At 38.5% G+C, this 15,842-nt stretch carries 13 protein-coding genes and 1 pseudogene; 12 read left to right on the top strand and 2 right to left on the bottom strand.

The annotated features are described in order from the left end of the window. Positions 1-4 precede the first annotated feature (4 nt). The 7 genes from IEX12_RS13540 (at position 5) to IEX12_RS23865 (ending at position 7,762) form a co-directional block, all read left to right on the top strand. A complete protein-coding gene (locus IEX12_RS13540) occupies positions 5-523 on the top strand; it encodes a TRAP transporter small permease (protein ID WP_155555205.1) in 519 nt (172 codons plus the stop codon). 37 nt (positions 524-560) lie between these two features. Continuing rightward, positions 561-1,949 (top strand): four-carbon acid sugar kinase family protein, encoded by a 1,389-nt coding sequence (locus IEX12_RS13535; protein WP_188725358.1) that lies wholly within the window; start codon positions 561-563, stop codon positions 1,947-1,949. A gap of 19 nt (positions 1,950-1,968) precedes the next feature. After that, complete coding sequence (locus IEX12_RS13530; RefSeq protein ID WP_155555203.1) at positions 1,969-2,610, top strand: class II aldolase/adducin family protein; 642 nt, start codon at positions 1,969-1,971, stop codon at positions 2,608-2,610. Between the two features lie 417 nt (positions 2,611-3,027). Then, the gene (locus IEX12_RS13525) at positions 3,028-4,881 is read left to right on the top strand and encodes a beta-glucoside-specific PTS transporter subunit IIABC (protein WP_155555202.1); all 1,854 of its coding nucleotides are present in this window, start codon (positions 3,028-3,030) and stop codon (positions 4,879-4,881) included. Between the two features lie 3 nt (positions 4,882-4,884). Beyond that, positions 4,885-6,348, top strand: a complete 1,464-nt coding sequence (locus IEX12_RS13520; protein WP_155555201.1) for a glycoside hydrolase family 1 protein — start codon at positions 4,885-4,887, stop codon at positions 6,346-6,348. 34 nt (positions 6,349-6,382) lie between these two features. Then, complete coding sequence (locus IEX12_RS13515; protein WP_155555200.1) at positions 6,383-7,231, top strand: PRD domain-containing protein; 849 nt, start codon at positions 6,383-6,385, stop codon at positions 7,229-7,231. A gap of 351 nt (positions 7,232-7,582) precedes the next feature. Beyond that, positions 7,583-7,762 carry a transposase gene (locus IEX12_RS23865; RefSeq protein ID WP_155555199.1) on the top strand — a complete coding sequence of 60 codons (180 nt, stop codon included), beginning with the start codon at positions 7,583-7,585 and terminating at the stop codon, positions 7,760-7,762. A gap of 37 nt (positions 7,763-7,799) precedes the next feature. Here IEX12_RS23865 and IEX12_RS24000 read toward each other — a convergent pair. Further along, positions 7,800-7,999, bottom strand: a pseudogene (locus IEX12_RS24000) (ISAzo13-like element transposase-related protein); the annotation flags it as partial. 205 nt (positions 8,000-8,204) lie between these two features. Between IEX12_RS24000 and IEX12_RS13505 the strand changes: the two are divergent. The 5 genes from IEX12_RS13505 (at position 8,205) to IEX12_RS13485 (ending at position 14,537) form a co-directional block, all read left to right on the top strand. Next, on the top strand, positions 8,205-8,747 hold the full coding sequence (locus tag IEX12_RS13505; protein WP_155555198.1) for a helix-turn-helix domain-containing protein: 543 nt from the start codon (positions 8,205-8,207) through the stop codon (positions 8,745-8,747). 21 nt (positions 8,748-8,768) lie between these two features. Then, a complete protein-coding gene (locus IEX12_RS13500; protein WP_155555197.1) occupies positions 8,769-10,820 on the top strand; it encodes a hydantoinase/oxoprolinase family protein in 2,052 nt (683 codons plus the stop codon). Next, entirely contained in the window at positions 10,820-12,553 is a 1,734-nt protein-coding gene (locus IEX12_RS13495; RefSeq protein WP_188725357.1) for a hydantoinase B/oxoprolinase family protein, read from the top strand. The genes IEX12_RS13500 and IEX12_RS13495 overlap by 1 nt, the downstream gene beginning before the upstream one ends. Positions 12,554-12,577: 24 nt before the next feature. Then, a complete protein-coding gene (locus IEX12_RS13490; protein WP_155555195.1) occupies positions 12,578-13,897 on the top strand; it encodes a purine-cytosine permease family protein in 1,320 nt (439 codons plus the stop codon). Positions 13,898-14,246: 349 nt separating this feature from the next. After that, on the top strand, positions 14,247-14,537 hold the full coding sequence (locus tag IEX12_RS13485; protein ID WP_188725356.1) for a DUF819 family protein: 291 nt from the start codon (positions 14,247-14,249) through the stop codon (positions 14,535-14,537). 56 nt (positions 14,538-14,593) lie between these two features. Here IEX12_RS13485 and IEX12_RS13480 read toward each other — a convergent pair whose 3' ends face one another. Beyond that, positions 14,594-15,805 (bottom strand): site-specific integrase, encoded by a 1,212-nt coding sequence (locus IEX12_RS13480; RefSeq protein ID WP_188725355.1) that lies wholly within the window; start codon positions 15,803-15,805, stop codon positions 14,594-14,596. Positions 15,806-15,842: the final 37 nt, after the last annotated feature.

Raw genomic sequence — 15,842 nt, 5'->3', positions numbered from 1 at the left:
AATTATGGTCATTTCAAGAATTAGTAAAAGCCTAGATAAACTTTCCGTACTACTATTGATTCTTATTACAGTGATTATGACGGTCAGCCTTGTCATTATGATCTTTGGAAGAAACTTTTTTAATTCCTCATTTGAGTCATTAGAGGAAATATCAAGATTTACACTGGTATGGCTCACTTTCTTTGGCTCAGCTATTGCCTATAAAAGAAAAGAGCATATGGGAATGGATTTTATCGTAAACAAATTAAAAGGTCAAGCGGCCATTTATTTTAGTGTGTTACAAGATGTTATAGCACTAATTTTGTTCGCATTGTTTATATATTATGGAACAGAATTAGCTGTATTTAATCTGGATACGATTAGTCTACAGTCAGGGATTTCAATGGGGTATGTTTATTCTGTTATTCCGGTTTCGGGATTAATCATGTTGGTGCATGCTATTGATCATATTTTGCATACTTCAAAAAGGCTACATGATAAAGAAGATATTAATGTAACTAAAAATAAAGTGTCTTCAATATAAAGAATATATATCACACTCCAAAAGGAGAGAGAAGTTTATGAAGCCAAAAGGAAGACTATTAAGTTTTTATGGGGATGACTTTACTGGATCAACTGATGCGATGGAAGCATTAACAAATAGTGGTTTTAAAACTGTTTTATTTTTAGAGCCACCCACTAAAAAGATGCTTGATGAAAGATTTCCTGAAGTGCAATGCATAGGGGTGGCAGGGGTTAGTCGAACAATGAATCCTGAGCAAATGGAAATGGAGTTAAAGCCAATATTGGAAAAAATAAAAGAGCTTGGAACTCCTGTAAATCACTATAAGATATGCTCTACCTTTGATTCCGCACCAGAGGTAGGAAGTATCGGGAAAGTGCTGGAGATGATTCTGGAAATAAACAATGCTCAACCTTATGTTCCAATCATTGCGGGAGCCCCTCCTTTAAACCGTTATACAGTATTTGGTAACCATTTTGCAAAGGTAGAGAATAAAATTTTCCGTCTAGATGAACATCCTGTTATGTCCAGGCATCCGATTACGCCAATGCAAGAAGCTGATTTATTAAAACACTTGAACAAACAAACAACCAAACACTTATCTTTAATAAACGTTAACTCATTGAATGAAAGCGCTGCAGAAATCAGATCGTCAATAAATGAAATAATTGAAGAGGAAAAGCCATCGGGGATTATGTTCGATGTATTAACCGATCATCATTTAACAAAAATCGGGAGTTTAATATGTGAGGAATCAAGAAAGGATAATTTATTTGTCATAGGTTCTTCCGGAGTGGAATATGCACTCTCAAATTATTGGAATGTTCATGAAAAGGTGAAGGAAAGGCATCCCAATGAGGAATCAATCAAAAAAGAACAGGTATTAGTGGTTTCGGGTAGCTGTTCACCAATTACATCTGAGCAAATTAAACACGGTTTAAAAAATGGATTTGCTGGTTTGAAAATTTCACCGGTTAAATTAATCAATACTGAGGTGTCCATAGATTATTTAAATAAACTTGTGAAAAATGTTGTCAATACAATAAACGAGGGTAAGAATTTAATCATTTATTCCGCACTTGGCCCCGAAGATTCTTCCATTGCTGAAACTAGGGAATACTTAACTTCAATCGGAGAGGAAACTTCAAAAAGTGGCCAATTACTTGGGGAAAAACTCGGAAGACTAATTAAGGAAACTGTAGAAAGAACTTCATTAAAACGTATAACTATTGCTGGAGGTGACACTTCTAGCTATTCAACATTAGAAATGGGTATTTATGCATTAGAAATGATCGCTCGTATGGCACCAGGTGCGCCACTTTGTAGAAGTTACTCCAATAATAAAAGGTTTAATGGATTGGAGATAGCATTAAAAGGGGGACAGTTAGGTCAAGTTGATTATTTTTCAAAAGTTCATCAGGGAAGCGAAGAAAAAATTATAAATTAAGATGGAAGGGAATAAAGAAATGAATTTAATATCAAAGTTAATTGATACGGGGAATTATTTGCAGCAAAGGAGGTTAGCATGGGGCAATTCTGGAAATATGAGTGCCCGCTATTCTGAAGACAGCATGATTATGACTGGTTCAGGAACGAATATGGGTGATTTAACTGAAGATGATTTTGTTCGTGTAAATATAGATTCGCAAAAATGGGAAGGAACAAAATGGCCTTCAAAAGAAATTCCGATGCATCGATCCATATACTTGAGCAGATCCGATGCAAATGTAATTATACATGCATCGCCCTTTTGGTCAACTCTTATCGCATGTTCAGAACAAAAAATTGATTCGAAGTTATTTATAGAGTCCATGTATTACCTGCAAGCTATTAGTTATGTCGACTATTTTCACCCGGGTAGTACGGAATTAGGAAAAGGTGTGGCTAGAGCAGGTGAAGAAGCTAATGTGATTTTTTTGAAAAACCATGGAGTTATTGTTTTTGATGATAGTTTTGAGGAGGCAAAGATGAGAATTGAAACATTGGAATTGGCATGTAAGATGGTGGTTTTATCAAAAGCATCGAGTATACCGTTAAGTGTATTATCGGAGGAAACGGCACAAGATTTTGTAGAGAACTCGGTGTATAAGAGGGGTGGCAAGAAATAAATTAGTGTTTGGCAATAATGATTTCCGAAGGCTATAATATTAGTGTATTAGGGGAGAAAAACGATTAGTTAGAGAAGAAAAAATTCGAGAGTTATGATTAAGATGCAAATGGATTATTTTGCGCTGTGGCGAGAAAGTAGTCCGAACTTGACAAATTAAATAATATAGTGTTTAGTATCAGAAAATAGTGTGATTCAACGAAAAAATAAGGACATCGCAAAAGTTCAATCCCAAAAGGTGTTGACGCTTTCAAAACTGTGTTATATAATTAAATCAAATCAAATAATAAAAATAGACATGTGACTGGTAATGCAGGCAGGATCTAGACGACAAATGTTTAATGTTTGTCGTTTTAGATCCTTTTTTTATTGACCTAATTACCTTTGTCAATTGTGTGAGATGAAAAGGAGAATGGACATGGAATACAAACACGTCGCTATAGAAGTTCTCAAATATGTCGGTGGCAAAGAAAATGTTTCGTATTTTGAGCATTGTTCTACAAGATTAAGATTTTCCTTAATCGATAATAGCAAAGCCGATGTTGAGAAGCTACAAAAGGTTCCCGGAGTTTTAGCAGTCAAAATGCAGGCTCAGTGCCAAGTAGTAATAGGAAATGAAGTTGTAGAAGTTTATGATGAAGTAAAGAAATTAATGGGCGATCCCCCAGCAGGAAGTGAAGGACCTTCTAATAAACCGAAGCAAAAGCAAAAAATTGGTAGCATATTACTAGATTTTTTAGTCGGGGTATTTCAACCATTAGTTCCAGCTATTGCTGGAGGTGGGGTATTAAAGTCACTCTTATTACTTCTTTCTGTAATAGGGTTGATTGATAAAGAAGGTCAAACTTATCAAATTTTAAACTTAATCGGGGATGCACCGCTATTCTTTCTTCCATTATTAGTTGCGGTTACTACTGCTAATAAACTAAAAGTAAATTCATTGGTCGCGCTTTCTGCAGTAAGTGCTCTACTACTTCCAAAGATGGTAGACATGCTTAGTGAAGGAGCTAAATTGTTTGGGTTTGGTCTTCAAAATATAGAATATGCGTATCAGGTGTTCCCAGCTATACTCACCGTTCTTTTATATTCACAACTAGAAAAATTCTTTACGAAGATTTCACCAAAAGCGATTCGGATTTTCTTTGTCCCAATGATGGCATTAGTTATAACAGTTCCTATCTCTTTACTATTGTTGGGACCATTTGGTTATACACTTGGGGAAGGTTTCGCTAAAGTCATTTTAGCTGTGTTCGATAGTGTGGGCTGGATAGCAGTAGCCATATTAGCAGCGGTACTTCCGTTTATGGTCGCAACTGGAATGCATAAAGCCATGATTCCATATGCTTTATCATCCTATTCAGCAACTGGGAAGGAAATTCTTTATTTACCAGCTTCACTTGCGCACAATATAGCTGAAAGTGGCGCGTGTTTTGCGGTAGCGATTCGTACGAAGGATAAATTTTTGAAATCTACCGCAATTTCAGCAGGTATATCCGCTCTGTTTGGGATTACGGAACCTGCATTATATGGTGTCACACTACAAAATAAAAAAGTTTTGACAAGTGTTGTAATTGGAGCGTTTGTCGGAGGTACTTTTGTAGGTATTATTGGGCTAGAAGCGTTTGTTATAGTCGGTCCTGGGTTGGCAAGTATGTCTATGTTCATTTCTGAAGAGCTACCAAGAAATATTATCTATGCCATCATCGGGTTAGTAATTTCCTTTATCGTTTCATTTATTGCTGCATTTATTTTAGTTAAAGAAAAAAAGGAAGATAAGGAACAAGAAGCATTTATGAATTCGATAGATACTGACAAGGAATTCAAAAGTCCTGTTGTTGGGCAAGTGATTCCATTATCTGAAGTGAAAGATGATGTATTTTCTACCAAAGTAATGGGAGATGGAATTGCTGTTATTCCATCCAAAGGAGAACTATATGCACCTGTTGATGGAACCATTAAAATGGTTTTTGATACGAATCATGCTCTAGGAATGGAAACGAAAAATGGAGCCGAGGTATTGTTCCATGTGGGCCTTGATACTGTTCAACTAGGTGGAAAATATTTTGAACCACAAGTAAAGGTTGGGGATGAGGTAAAGGCTGGCGATCTATTGTTAAAGTTTGATGTCAAGAAGATTGTGGAAGAAGGCTTTGACCCTGTAACTGTTGGAGTTGTAACAAATAAAGACAAATATCACATAAAGGTTACGAATCAAAAAGAGCATGTAGACAACGAGGATACACTGATGGTCGTAACTGAGTTAGGAGAATAAAGGATGACAAAAAAAGGATTTCCGAAGAATTTTTTATGGGGCGGTGCGCTTGCCGCTAATCAAGTAGAAGGCGCATGGAATATTGACGGGAAAGGTTTGTCTGTTGCAGATATGGCTACGTATCGATCTAATTTAAGTTTGGATGATTATGAAGGCCATATGGCGATCTCATCTGATTTTATTGAAAAAGCACGTAAGGATAAGGATGATAAGGTCTATCCAAAACGTAGGGGGATTGACTTTTACCACCGTTATAAAGAAGATTTAGCACTTTTTGCAGAGATGGGATTCAAGGTATTACGTATATCGATTGCCTGGAGCAGGATTTTTCCAACAGGTGAAGAGCTTGAACCAAACGAGAAGGGGTTACAGTTCTATGAAAATCTATTTACAGAAATGAAACGACTAGGAATTGAACCAATCGTAACGCTTTCTCATTATGAAATGCCACTTGAATTAAGTCTGAAGTATAATGGATGGGTTGAACGAAAGGTGATCGATGATTTCGTACTATTCTGTAATGTTTGTTTTCATCGATACAAGGATTTAGTTAAATACTGGCTAACCTTTAACGAAATCGATAGCATCAACCGCCATTCGTTTACTACAGCTGGTATTATCCCGGATCGTTGCCCGGAAGGTAAGGAAGATGAAACTATCTATCAGGCCCTGCATCATCAATTTGTGGCATCTGCCCTAGTTACAGCTAATTGTCATAGAATCATTGAAGGTAGTCAGGTTGGTTGTATGCTAACCAAGCTTACAACGTATCCATATACGTGTAATCCAAATGATGTGGAAATTACTTTGAAGAAAAACCTTCACAACTATTTCTATGCGGATGTTCAGGTTTTTGGGGAGTACCCTGTTATGATTGAAAGAATGTTTGAGAGAAATAATATTCAAATCAAAATGGAGCCGAATGATCGAGAAATCTTACGTAATCATACTGTTGATTTTGTTTCATTTAGTTATTATATGTCGTTAACAGAATCAGCAGAGGATGGGTTAGAAAAAACCGCTGGAAACACGATTATGGGTGTTAAAAATCCACACTTGCCTTCCACTGAATGGGGTTGGCAAATTGATCCAGTTGGACTTAAAATATCTTTAATCGAGTTATATGACCGCTATAAAAAACCTCTAATCATTGTAGAAAATGGTATGGGTGCAGTGGATAAAGTAGAAGAAGATGGATCGATCCATGACGACTATAGAATCAACTATTTTAGGGAACACTTCAAACAAATGAAGGAAGCCGTAGAAGACGGTGTTGATCTTTTTGGTTATACTAGTTGGGGACCAATTGATTTAATTAGTGCTGGAACCTCGCAAATGTCTAAGCGATATGGATTCATCTATGTTGACCAAGATGATGAAGGCAATGGGACGTTAAATCGGCGTCGAAAGGATTCCTTTTATTGGTATAAGAAGGTAATAGAAAGTAATGGAGAGGATTTAGATTAATATAACTCTTCCCTTCGATAGAAAGGTGATCAGTATGATTAAAATAAAAAAAGTCCTTAATACAAGCGTAGTATTAGTAGAGGATGACAATAAACATGAATTCATTCTTTTTGGTAAAGGGATTGGTTTTGGTCAAAAACCTGGAAATACAATACAAGAACATCAAGCAGACCAAATGTTTATGCCCGTAGATAATATTAAAGCGAAGGAATTTCTTAGTTTGTTGGATTCTATTCCTTCGGTATATATAGAAATAACACAACAAATTGTCAGCCATGCTGAAAAGAAACTTCATGCTAAGCTGAATTCGGGTATCTTTTTTACCTTAATGGATCATTTAAGCTTTGCCGTCGAAAGATTTAAAAAGAATATTAATATTACAAACAGGGTGTATTGGGAAATTAAAAGTTATTATCCGGATGAATTCGAGGTTGGGACATACGCTGTTGACTTAATGAACAAAAAGTTTGATATTGAGCTTCCAAAGGAGGAAGCGGCTAACATTGCATTCCATCTTATTAATGCGCAAAGTGTAGAAAAGGAATCTAAAGATGGAATAAAGCATGCCAAAATGATAGGTAGTATTGTGAACTTAGTTCGTTACACGTTAAATATTAATATGGATAAGAAAAATATTCATTATTCCCGCTTTATTACTCATGTTAAATTCTTTGTAGAGAGATACTTTGCAGATAACATGCTCGAAGAAAAAGATAATATTCTATTTGAGCAAATTGCAAGCTTATATCCAGAGGCTATGAATGGAGCTTTTAAAATTAAAGAGTATATTAATCAGGTGCATGGCAAAAGTATTCCCAATGAAGAACTGACTTATCTTGCTGTTCACATTCACCGATTGATTTCCCATAATCAATTAAATTAATTTAGAAATCCAGTTACTACTTTGAACTTACCCTAAAAGTGGACAGTTATAAAAAGTTAAGTAGCTAAAAGATGACCTCGATCATTGATTCGGGGTTATCTTTTTTTTGTGTCAAGTGATCATTTGTATGGAATGACCTTTGCATCGTTTTAACAATTTTGTCAGCATATAACATCCATTATCTTATTTTCATAATGGGATGTTTTTATTGCAAACAAGGATGTACCTAAATTATTCATAACAACACTCTATAACCTTCAATGAACCCGTTATAACAAGACTATTGGGCATTACCTCCGAGCCTACCATCTCCCGGTTCAATCAGCATTTGGACAAGGAAAGCGTCTTTGCATGCCACAACACCAGAAGAAGAATCAAATCCAAACGATTCGCACACGTTTCATAAAAATTGCCGGAAAAATGGTTCAATCCGGTCGATACATAACATTCAAATTAACCAGTAGTTCGTTATATAAACATGCCTTTTTCAGTACACTGAATCGAATCCAACAGTTTAATGTGCTGTGTTAGTCCAATTTGTGCGGTCTTAAGGAAGATAATTTGCTCCATCTATCATTTTCTCGTATTCTTCCATAACCTTCTTTTCCACTTTTTTACCTGTTTCATAGATTTCCTCTACAAGCCTTACGCAAGGATTCTTTCCCTTCCAGGTCATGCTTCCGCAAATCCCAAGACAACTTCTTCTTGTAAATCAAGAATATCACTGTTCCAGTATTGCTCCATCCGTCCCCAGACCCGTGTAGGTGGGATTTCATATATAAGGATACTTTTCGTATTCTTATATATGTATGATGAACATGGCGTGAAAGCAAGGAAGGGCAGTCTTCCAATTAAATTTATCACTTTAGCGTGGTGAGGGACTTTCCCTAGCTTGAATTATTTTTGGAAAAGAGGTATGATAGGGTAAATATAATATATTGTAATTTTTCCGATAAATCGAAAAGGTGATAAAATGGAAACGGTTTACAAAAAAATTAAGAATTTACGAGCGAAAAATAATATCACGTTGGCCCAACTATCTGAGAAAACAGGCCTTTCAATAAGCTTTCTTTCACAAATTGAAAAAGGGACCACAAATCTGGCAATTACATCTTTAAAGAAAATCGCTGATGCTTACCACATCAGCATGAAATACTTTTTTGATGAAGAAGACAACCCAAGTTACATAACATCAAGAGTGAATCAGAAAAGAATAAAAATAGAAGGCATGGACGAAGAACTAATCAGGCTGAACGGTCAATTCAAAGGGAGAGAAATGGATCCGTTTCATGTAACGGTTTTGCCAAATACAACTTCTACCAATCGATATACCCATCAGGGGGAGGAATTTTATTATGTTCTGCAAGGTGAGATAACGTTTATCGTTGAGGAAAAAACGTATGTCGTCGGTCAAGGGGAGGCCATTCATTTTCCTTCCTATTTACCACACGACTTTGAGAACAGGACAAATGAAAAAGTTGAATTACTCAATGTTGTCACACCTAGTTTACTATAAAGCGAGAAAAGGATGATAGAAATGCGAATTGCAACAGATATAGGTGGTACATTTACAGATTTGGTCAGTATTTCTGATGAAGGTAATATCATAACTGGTAAAGCACATACGACAGCGCCAAACTATGAAAAAGGTGTACTGGATGTGATTCAGCAGTCGGGATTGGGTCCAGAAACAATCGATACATTCATTCATGGATCAACTGTAGTCATCAATGCCCTGACGGAAAGAAGTGGCGCAAAGACCGGCCTAATTACTACCAAAGGCTTTCGGGATGTGTTGGAAATTGCAAGAGGGAACCGTCCTGATTTATTCAACCTCAGATATAAAAAACCAACACCATTTGTAGACAGATATTTAAGACAAGAGGTACAAGAGCGGTTGAACTTCAAGGGAGAGGTCATTACCCCATTGGATAAAGATGCCATTCGCCAAATTGCGGCTTATTTCAAAAAGGAAAAAGTAGAAGCAGTGGCGATAGCTTATCTCTATTCTTACATAAACCCGGAGCATGAGGTAGAAACAAAGAAAATGATTAAGGAGCTACTTCCAGATGTCGCGGTAACCGCATCGCATGAAGTTACAAAAGAGTGGCGCGAGTATGAAAGAACGAATACGGCGGTGTTGAATGCTTATGTCAAACCAACGGCTTCAACGTATTTGACCAAATTGAAAAGTGATCTCCATCACATTAACCTAAATGGATATAAATATGTCATGCAGTCCAATGGCGGTACAACGACATTTCCACATGCTGAAGAGACACCGATAAACGTTGTAGAATCCGGGCCCGTGGCTGGCGTTTATGGCGCGGCAGTATTAGGAGAGCTTATCGGCGAGAAAAACATTATCGCATTTGATATCGGGGGAACCACGGCAAAGTGCTCGTTAATAGATAATGGCGAGATGAAAGTGGATACCAATTACTTTATTGAAAAAGACGATAAGCATGCTGGATATCCAATCAAGGTTCCGGTGGTCGATATTATTGAAATTGGCAACGGTGGCGGTTCGATTGCTTGGATCGACAAAGCTGGCTCTTTGAAAGTTGGACCGAAATCTGCTGGTTCATCTCCTGGACCGGTGGCTTATGGAAAAGGCGGTGAACAGCCGACAACGACTGACGCGAATTTGCTGACAGGCAGGCTTTCCCTTAGCAATTTTGACAGCAATGTGGAGATGGATACCGTGAAACAGGCCATCCAGGAAAAGGTTGCCAATACCTTTGAAATGACTGCTGACGAAGCAGCACTTGGAATCATTCGAATTGCTAATTCCAATATGCTTCAAGCACTGAAAATGATTTCTGTCAGAAAAGGCTATGATCCAAGGGACTTTACATTGATAGCCTATGGTGGTGGTGGGGCACTGCATGCGCCTGCTTTGGCCAAAGAACTCGGCATCGGCAAAGTGATCATCCCAAACGCTTCAGCTGTATTTTCTGCATGGGGCATGTTAATGACAGATTTGCGGCATGATTATATCCAAACGTTTATTAATGAAATGGGACAAATAGATCCAAATACCATTGACAGAAAATGGGACAAGTTGGAAGCCAGTGCCACCGAACAATTTGCAGAAGAAGGGATTACAGAAGAGCACGTACTTTTTTCAAAATTTGTCGATATGCGCTATAAAGGTCAAGAGCATACGGTGAAAGTGCCGTATCCAGATGGCACATGGAATGACACAACAAAGCAACAATTAGCACGGGCATTCCATGAATTGCATGAAAAGAAATACACGTACAAACTGGAAAACACAGAAATGGAATTCGTCAACCTTCATTTGACAGCACTGGGGACGATTGAAAAACCAAAAGTGAACAAATTTACCGTCGATGAAGCATTTGCGAAAAATGAAATCAAGGAAAAACGTCAAGTTCTTTACGAAGAAATTGGCTGGACAGAGGTGAATGTCTATCATAGGGGAAAATTACCGACCGGCTATACGCTAAATGGGCCAGCCATTGTGGAAGAACCAACTTCCTCCACCATACTATATCCGGACCAACAACTACAGGTGGATGACTATGGCAATTTGATTATTCGTATCAAGGAGGCTGAAGCATAATGAAAAAAGAGAGTGCAAATATTTTCACTTTAGAAATTGTAAAGGATTCGTTGCTTGCCATTGGCGATGAAATGTTTCAGACATTGGCACGGACATCGATGAGCCCTATTATCTATGAGGTGCTCGATTATGCCAGTGGAGTTATGGATAAAAATGGTAACCTATTGACGCAAGGGAACGGGGTAGCCGGTTTTATCGGGATGCTCTCCCATATGGTAGCGTACACCATTGAAAAATTTCCTGGAAAGGATGATTTGAAACCGGGTGATGTGATCATTATCAACAACCCATATGTTGGCGGTGGATCGCATTTATCCGATGTCGGACTGGTGATGCCGATTTTTTACGAGGGAGAACTGATTGCTTTTTCAGCCAATAAAGCACACTGGACAGAAGTTGGTGGCAAGGATCCAGGCTCTTTCAGTAACGATGCTACCGAGGTTTACCAGGAAGGGCTGCAGTTCCCGTGTGTAAAATTGTTCGATCAAGGAAGAATCAATGAACCCCTGCTGGAAATGATTAAAGCAAACGTTAGGATGCCGGATCTATCTATTGGGGATTTATGGGCACAAATCGCTGCGTTGCGTACTGGTAATAAACGAATTAACGAACTATGTGAAAAATACTCAAAATCTGTTTTGCTGCAATCCATGGAAAGATTGCTGGACCAAGGAGAAATCCTGGCAAGGGAAGAAATGAAAAAATTGCCAAAAGGAACATTTACGGCAATGGATTATATTGATGATGACGGATTTGGCAATGGTCCTTTCAAGGTGCAAGTCAAGATCACCATTACGGATGAAAAATTCATTTGCGATTTTCGTGGAAGTCATCCGCAAGTCCCAGGTCCTATCAATTGTTCTTATTCTGCGCTCGTAACCGCAGTCAGGGTCGTATTCTTGAGCATTACCAATGCAGGCGATGTGGTGAATGACGGTATTTTCCGTCCGTTGGAAGTAATTGCGGAAAAGGGGTCGGTTTTATCAGCGGAACGACCGGCGCCAACTTCAATTTATTGGGAAAGTGACGGATTCGGAGGCGATCTCGTATGGAAGGCTTTGGCTCCACATATTAGCGAGAGGCTCGGTGCGGGGCATTTCCTATCGGTTTGTTCCGTCACATTATCTGGTATCAATCCAGAAACAAAGGAACCTTTCCTCATTGTAGAACCATCTGTTGGCGGTTGGGGTGCAGCCGATGAACAAGACGGTGCCAGAGGACAATTTTGTATCGGCGACGGGGAAACATACAACGTTCCTGTCGAAGTGGCTGAAACGAGATACGGTGTGATGGTGGAAGAATATGCGCTTTGCAATAATGGGGCAGGTGCGGGGAAATACATCGGTGGTTCTGGTGTTGTCCGTTCCTACAGAGCGTTATCGAACAACCAACAGGTTTCCGTCACATTTGGTAGAAACAAATTCTTGCCTTGGGGAATTAATGGTGGCAAAGACGGTTCACCGAATGAATTTTTCGTCAAAAAAGCAGATGGGGCTACCGAAGGACCATTCAGTATTTATGCGAGATACCCATTAAATGCTGGAGATGTGGTACAGCTTGTCACCGGAACAGGCGGCGGATATGGCGACCCATTGGAAAGGGACATCCAGCAAATCCAAGCAGACGTCAAAAATGGCTACATTTCATTAAAAGACGCAAAGGAAATTTATGGTGTTGAATTAGATGCGGATGACTTTTCAGTACGAGACGTAACACCAGAAAGAGGAGCATAAGTCTAGGCCGAGGGAGAGATTGAATTGGAGGAGCAGCAAAAATCACAGGGATTCGCGGATTCTAATACAGTAGCGAGAGATGAGGCGATCGATCCGGTACCAGCAAAGCAACGTGGACACTGGATTGGTCCGTTCTCTGTCAACGCAGGGCTTGAGTTTACGATCCCTGTATTGACGACCGGTGCGATATTGACCGCAAATTTCAGCATGTGGAAAACGTTTTGGATTCTGATTACTGCGTTAGTCATTACATGGGTAGGAAATGCATTAAATGGTTATATGGGCGCAAAGACAGGAAGATCATCGACAGTTATTGCGCGCTCTTCTTTCGGAAGTATGCAGGCACGAATTGTTATCGGTATCAATATCATGATTGTCTGCTTGTTTTGGTGGGCGCTGCAAACACACGTCGCAGGTGATGCGATTGCGGCCATTTTTGGTATTACCAAAGAAAGTGACCCGATGTTATGGGTATTGATTGTGATTTTGGCGGGAATCACATTCGCTGTACCATCCATTCTAGGTTATGAATCGATGAAATGGACTGATTACATCGCAGTTCCAGCGGGGCTTCTTTTAGTAATTGCAGGTATATATCTAGCATTGGAGAATAATGGCTGGAGCGAAATTGTTTCATGGAACCCTACCCCAACCATGACGGTAGTTGGCGCTATCTCTCTTGTGATTAGCGTTAATATTTCGCAATGGGTCAGCTCTGCAGATTACACGCGCTATGCAAAACCAATAGTAAAGGATAATATGATCATCCCTTTAGGAGTTGTTGGAATCGGTTTTCCGTTATTTCTTGTCGGCGGAGTGATGGCTATCGGTGGCGGGGAAGCAGATATTGTCGCTGTTATGTTGAATTTGAATTTCCCTCTCTGGGGATTTCTTATCCTATATTTGGCTACGTGGACTAGCCAGCTGGTGAACAATTACAGCATGGGCCTTGCGCTAGCAAATATGTTTAACATCAATTCCGGTAAGGGGCGTGCAATTTTAACACTGCTTGGCACAATCGTTGGTCTATTACTCGCAATGACCAATATCATGACCCAATTTGAAAACTTCTTGTATGTGATTGGTTTGACCACTCCACCAGTCGCCGCCATTATGATGGCTGATTACTTCATCATCCGTAAGCAAACCTTTGAAGATGTGAAGGGATGGAATTGGGTGGCTACCGTCGCGATGGTTGTTGGTTTTGCACTCGGATATTTGACGCAATATGTTTATCCGTTTGGCATGCCGCTGCTGCAATCATTCGTTGTTTCGGGTATCATTTATTTCATAGGTATGAAGATAAAGAGAAAAGTCGTAAAGAAAAAGGACTTGGTTGTGTAAGCATAGGTAGGACAAGATTGAATATCCAACATTGTGGTAACTGCAAATTTCCCTAGACAGAGATTTTATTACGTCTACTGACGGATGGATAAAACAGGAATCCTATCATCTTGAAATATCTAAATAATAGGTGTATTATATCTGGAATATAGATGTGTAAAATTTGTGAGTATTGAGAGGAAGTGAAAACTTAACATGCGTTATTTAATCTTTAAGTTTGTATAAACTTAATTGTCGAAAAAGTAAGAAATTAATATGAGGTGGGTAGCCATCATGAAAATTAAGAACATTAGAGTAGAAAAATTGAAAATGGAATTATTTAAACCATTCACGGTTGCACTGGGAACCATTGAAACGGTTTAAAGGATTTAAAATACTCGGACCTGCTTTAATTGTTATTCTGATCAGTGTTATTTTGGCCAATTTGAAAGTGGTCCCTTTTGTTGCTGATGTTTATGGTGTTGTTGCGGAATATGCAATCCCGTTATCCATTGCGATGATGCTCCTGAGTGTTGACTTGAAAGAAATGGTAAAGTTATCAGAAAAACCGCTCTTTGCGATTGGGATCGCTGCACAGAGTGTTGGAATTGTTACATTAATCGCCGGCATTATTTTTGCACCAATGATTGACTGGGAATAGTTGTAGGTGAGCCGAAATCCCTTTGATGACAAGGGTTTCGGCTCTTTTCCCTATTGTCATTGCATTGTTATTGCATTATTTGTTTCTAAATCCTTACGCAGATACTGGGCAGTAAATTGATTTTTAGGCGAAGTATCTTTATTTTCAGTTGCAGTTTGAAAAGATAGGATACCTTTTAGTTTATGAGCAACCTCAAAATTACTATTAGGATACAAATGCCCGTAAGTGCCGAGTGTTGTCTCAATATCTTCATGTCCTAAACGATCTTTGATAATTAATGGGTTTTCTCCCATACTGATAAGCAGAGAAGCATGTGAATGTCGTAAAGCATGTAATCGAATTCGGTGAACCCCAGCTTTTTTAGCAAAACGTGTAATCACATGTGCGAGTGTATGCTTTTGTGTGGGTACCCCATTATAGCTCATCACAAAGTTTGTTTGAATGACAGCTTGCTGAACGTCCTTCCATTGATGAAGTAAAGTTAATGTATCCTCATCTAAAACAATATGACGTACACTGGCCTTTGTTTTTGGTTCAACAAAAGTATAATCATCTAAATTTTTATAGTAAAGCGTCTTATCAATTGATAACATACCCGTTTCAAAGTCAATATCTTCCCATTGGATCGCAGTAGCTTCTCCGATTCTCATTCCTGTCATAAATAAAAGCCACAATGACATAAATAAAAAATGTTGATAGTAATCTTCCTTATAGAAAAAAGAGAGAACTTTTTCAAATTCTTCTTTTGTCCAAAAATCTATCTTTGTCTTTGTTTTCTTCACATTTCCAACAATTTTGGAAGGATTACTTTCAACTAATCCTAAAACAACAGCGCGATCCATTGAGAGGGAAAACAACCCTTGTACAATTCTAATATAAGAAGGGGCATATCCTTTTTTGGATAAAAATAATTGCCACTTTTGCACATGAAGCGGGGTAATTTCTGTTATCAAGAAATCATAAAAATAAGAAAGGTGTCTTTTGACCGTTGGTAACCGATTATCGTATGTTCTTTCCTTTACCCGAGTTTTATACCACGGTAAGAAAATATCCTCAATAAACTGCTTAAAAGGAAGTTTCCCCGCACTTTCTACTGAATCCTCCGACTTTGTGAGTAGTAATCTGGAATATTCTTCACGAGCTTCTTTTTTAGTTTTAAATCCACTACAATATTTTTGAATTTGCTTACCAGTGACAGAATGATAACCTAAATTTGCTCGGAAATAATAAGTTCCATTCTTTGCTTTTTTGATGACATCTTTAGCCATGATTTCACTCCTTACGCAATTAGTGCAAGAAGTACAA

The organism is Lentibacillus populi (assembly GCA_014642895.1).
GTDB classification, from domain to species: domain Bacteria; phylum Bacillota; class Bacilli; order Bacillales; family Amphibacillaceae; genus Lentibacillus_C; species Lentibacillus_C populi.
Note: the sequence above shows the minus strand (reverse complement) of the source record. Positions and strands in the feature narration are given on the sequence as shown.

What these genes read in the sequence shown, in the direction of transcription:
- IEX12_RS23865 (WP_155555199.1), top strand. Translation starts at nt 7,583, where the DNA reads ATGCCACAACACCAGAAGAAGAATCAAATCCAAACGATTCGCACACGT.
- IEX12_RS13540 (WP_155555205.1), top strand. Translation starts at nt 5, where the DNA reads ATGGTCATTTCAAGAATTAGTAAAAGCCTAGATAAACTTTCCGTACTA.
- IEX12_RS13515 (WP_155555200.1), top strand. Translation starts at nt 6,383, where the DNA reads ATGATTAAAATAAAAAAAGTCCTTAATACAAGCGTAGTATTAGTAGAG.
- IEX12_RS13505 (WP_155555198.1), top strand. Translation starts at nt 8,205, where the DNA reads ATGGAAACGGTTTACAAAAAAATTAAGAATTTACGAGCGAAAAATAAT.
- IEX12_RS13530 (WP_155555203.1), top strand. Translation starts at nt 1,969, where the DNA reads ATGAATTTAATATCAAAGTTAATTGATACGGGGAATTATTTGCAGCAA.
- IEX12_RS13480 (WP_188725355.1), bottom strand. Translation starts at nt 15,805, where the DNA reads ATGGCTAAAGATGTCATCAAAAAAGCAAAGAATGGAACTTATTATTTC.
- IEX12_RS13500 (WP_155555197.1), top strand. Translation starts at nt 8,769, where the DNA reads ATGCGAATTGCAACAGATATAGGTGGTACATTTACAGATTTGGTCAGT.
- IEX12_RS13495 (WP_188725357.1), top strand. Translation starts at nt 10,820, where the DNA reads ATGAAAAAAGAGAGTGCAAATATTTTCACTTTAGAAATTGTAAAGGAT.
- IEX12_RS13520 (WP_155555201.1), top strand. Translation starts at nt 4,885, where the DNA reads ATGACAAAAAAAGGATTTCCGAAGAATTTTTTATGGGGCGGTGCGCTT.
- IEX12_RS13525 (WP_155555202.1), top strand. Translation starts at nt 3,028, where the DNA reads ATGGAATACAAACACGTCGCTATAGAAGTTCTCAAATATGTCGGTGGC.
- IEX12_RS13535 (WP_188725358.1), top strand. Translation starts at nt 561, where the DNA reads ATGAAGCCAAAAGGAAGACTATTAAGTTTTTATGGGGATGACTTTACT.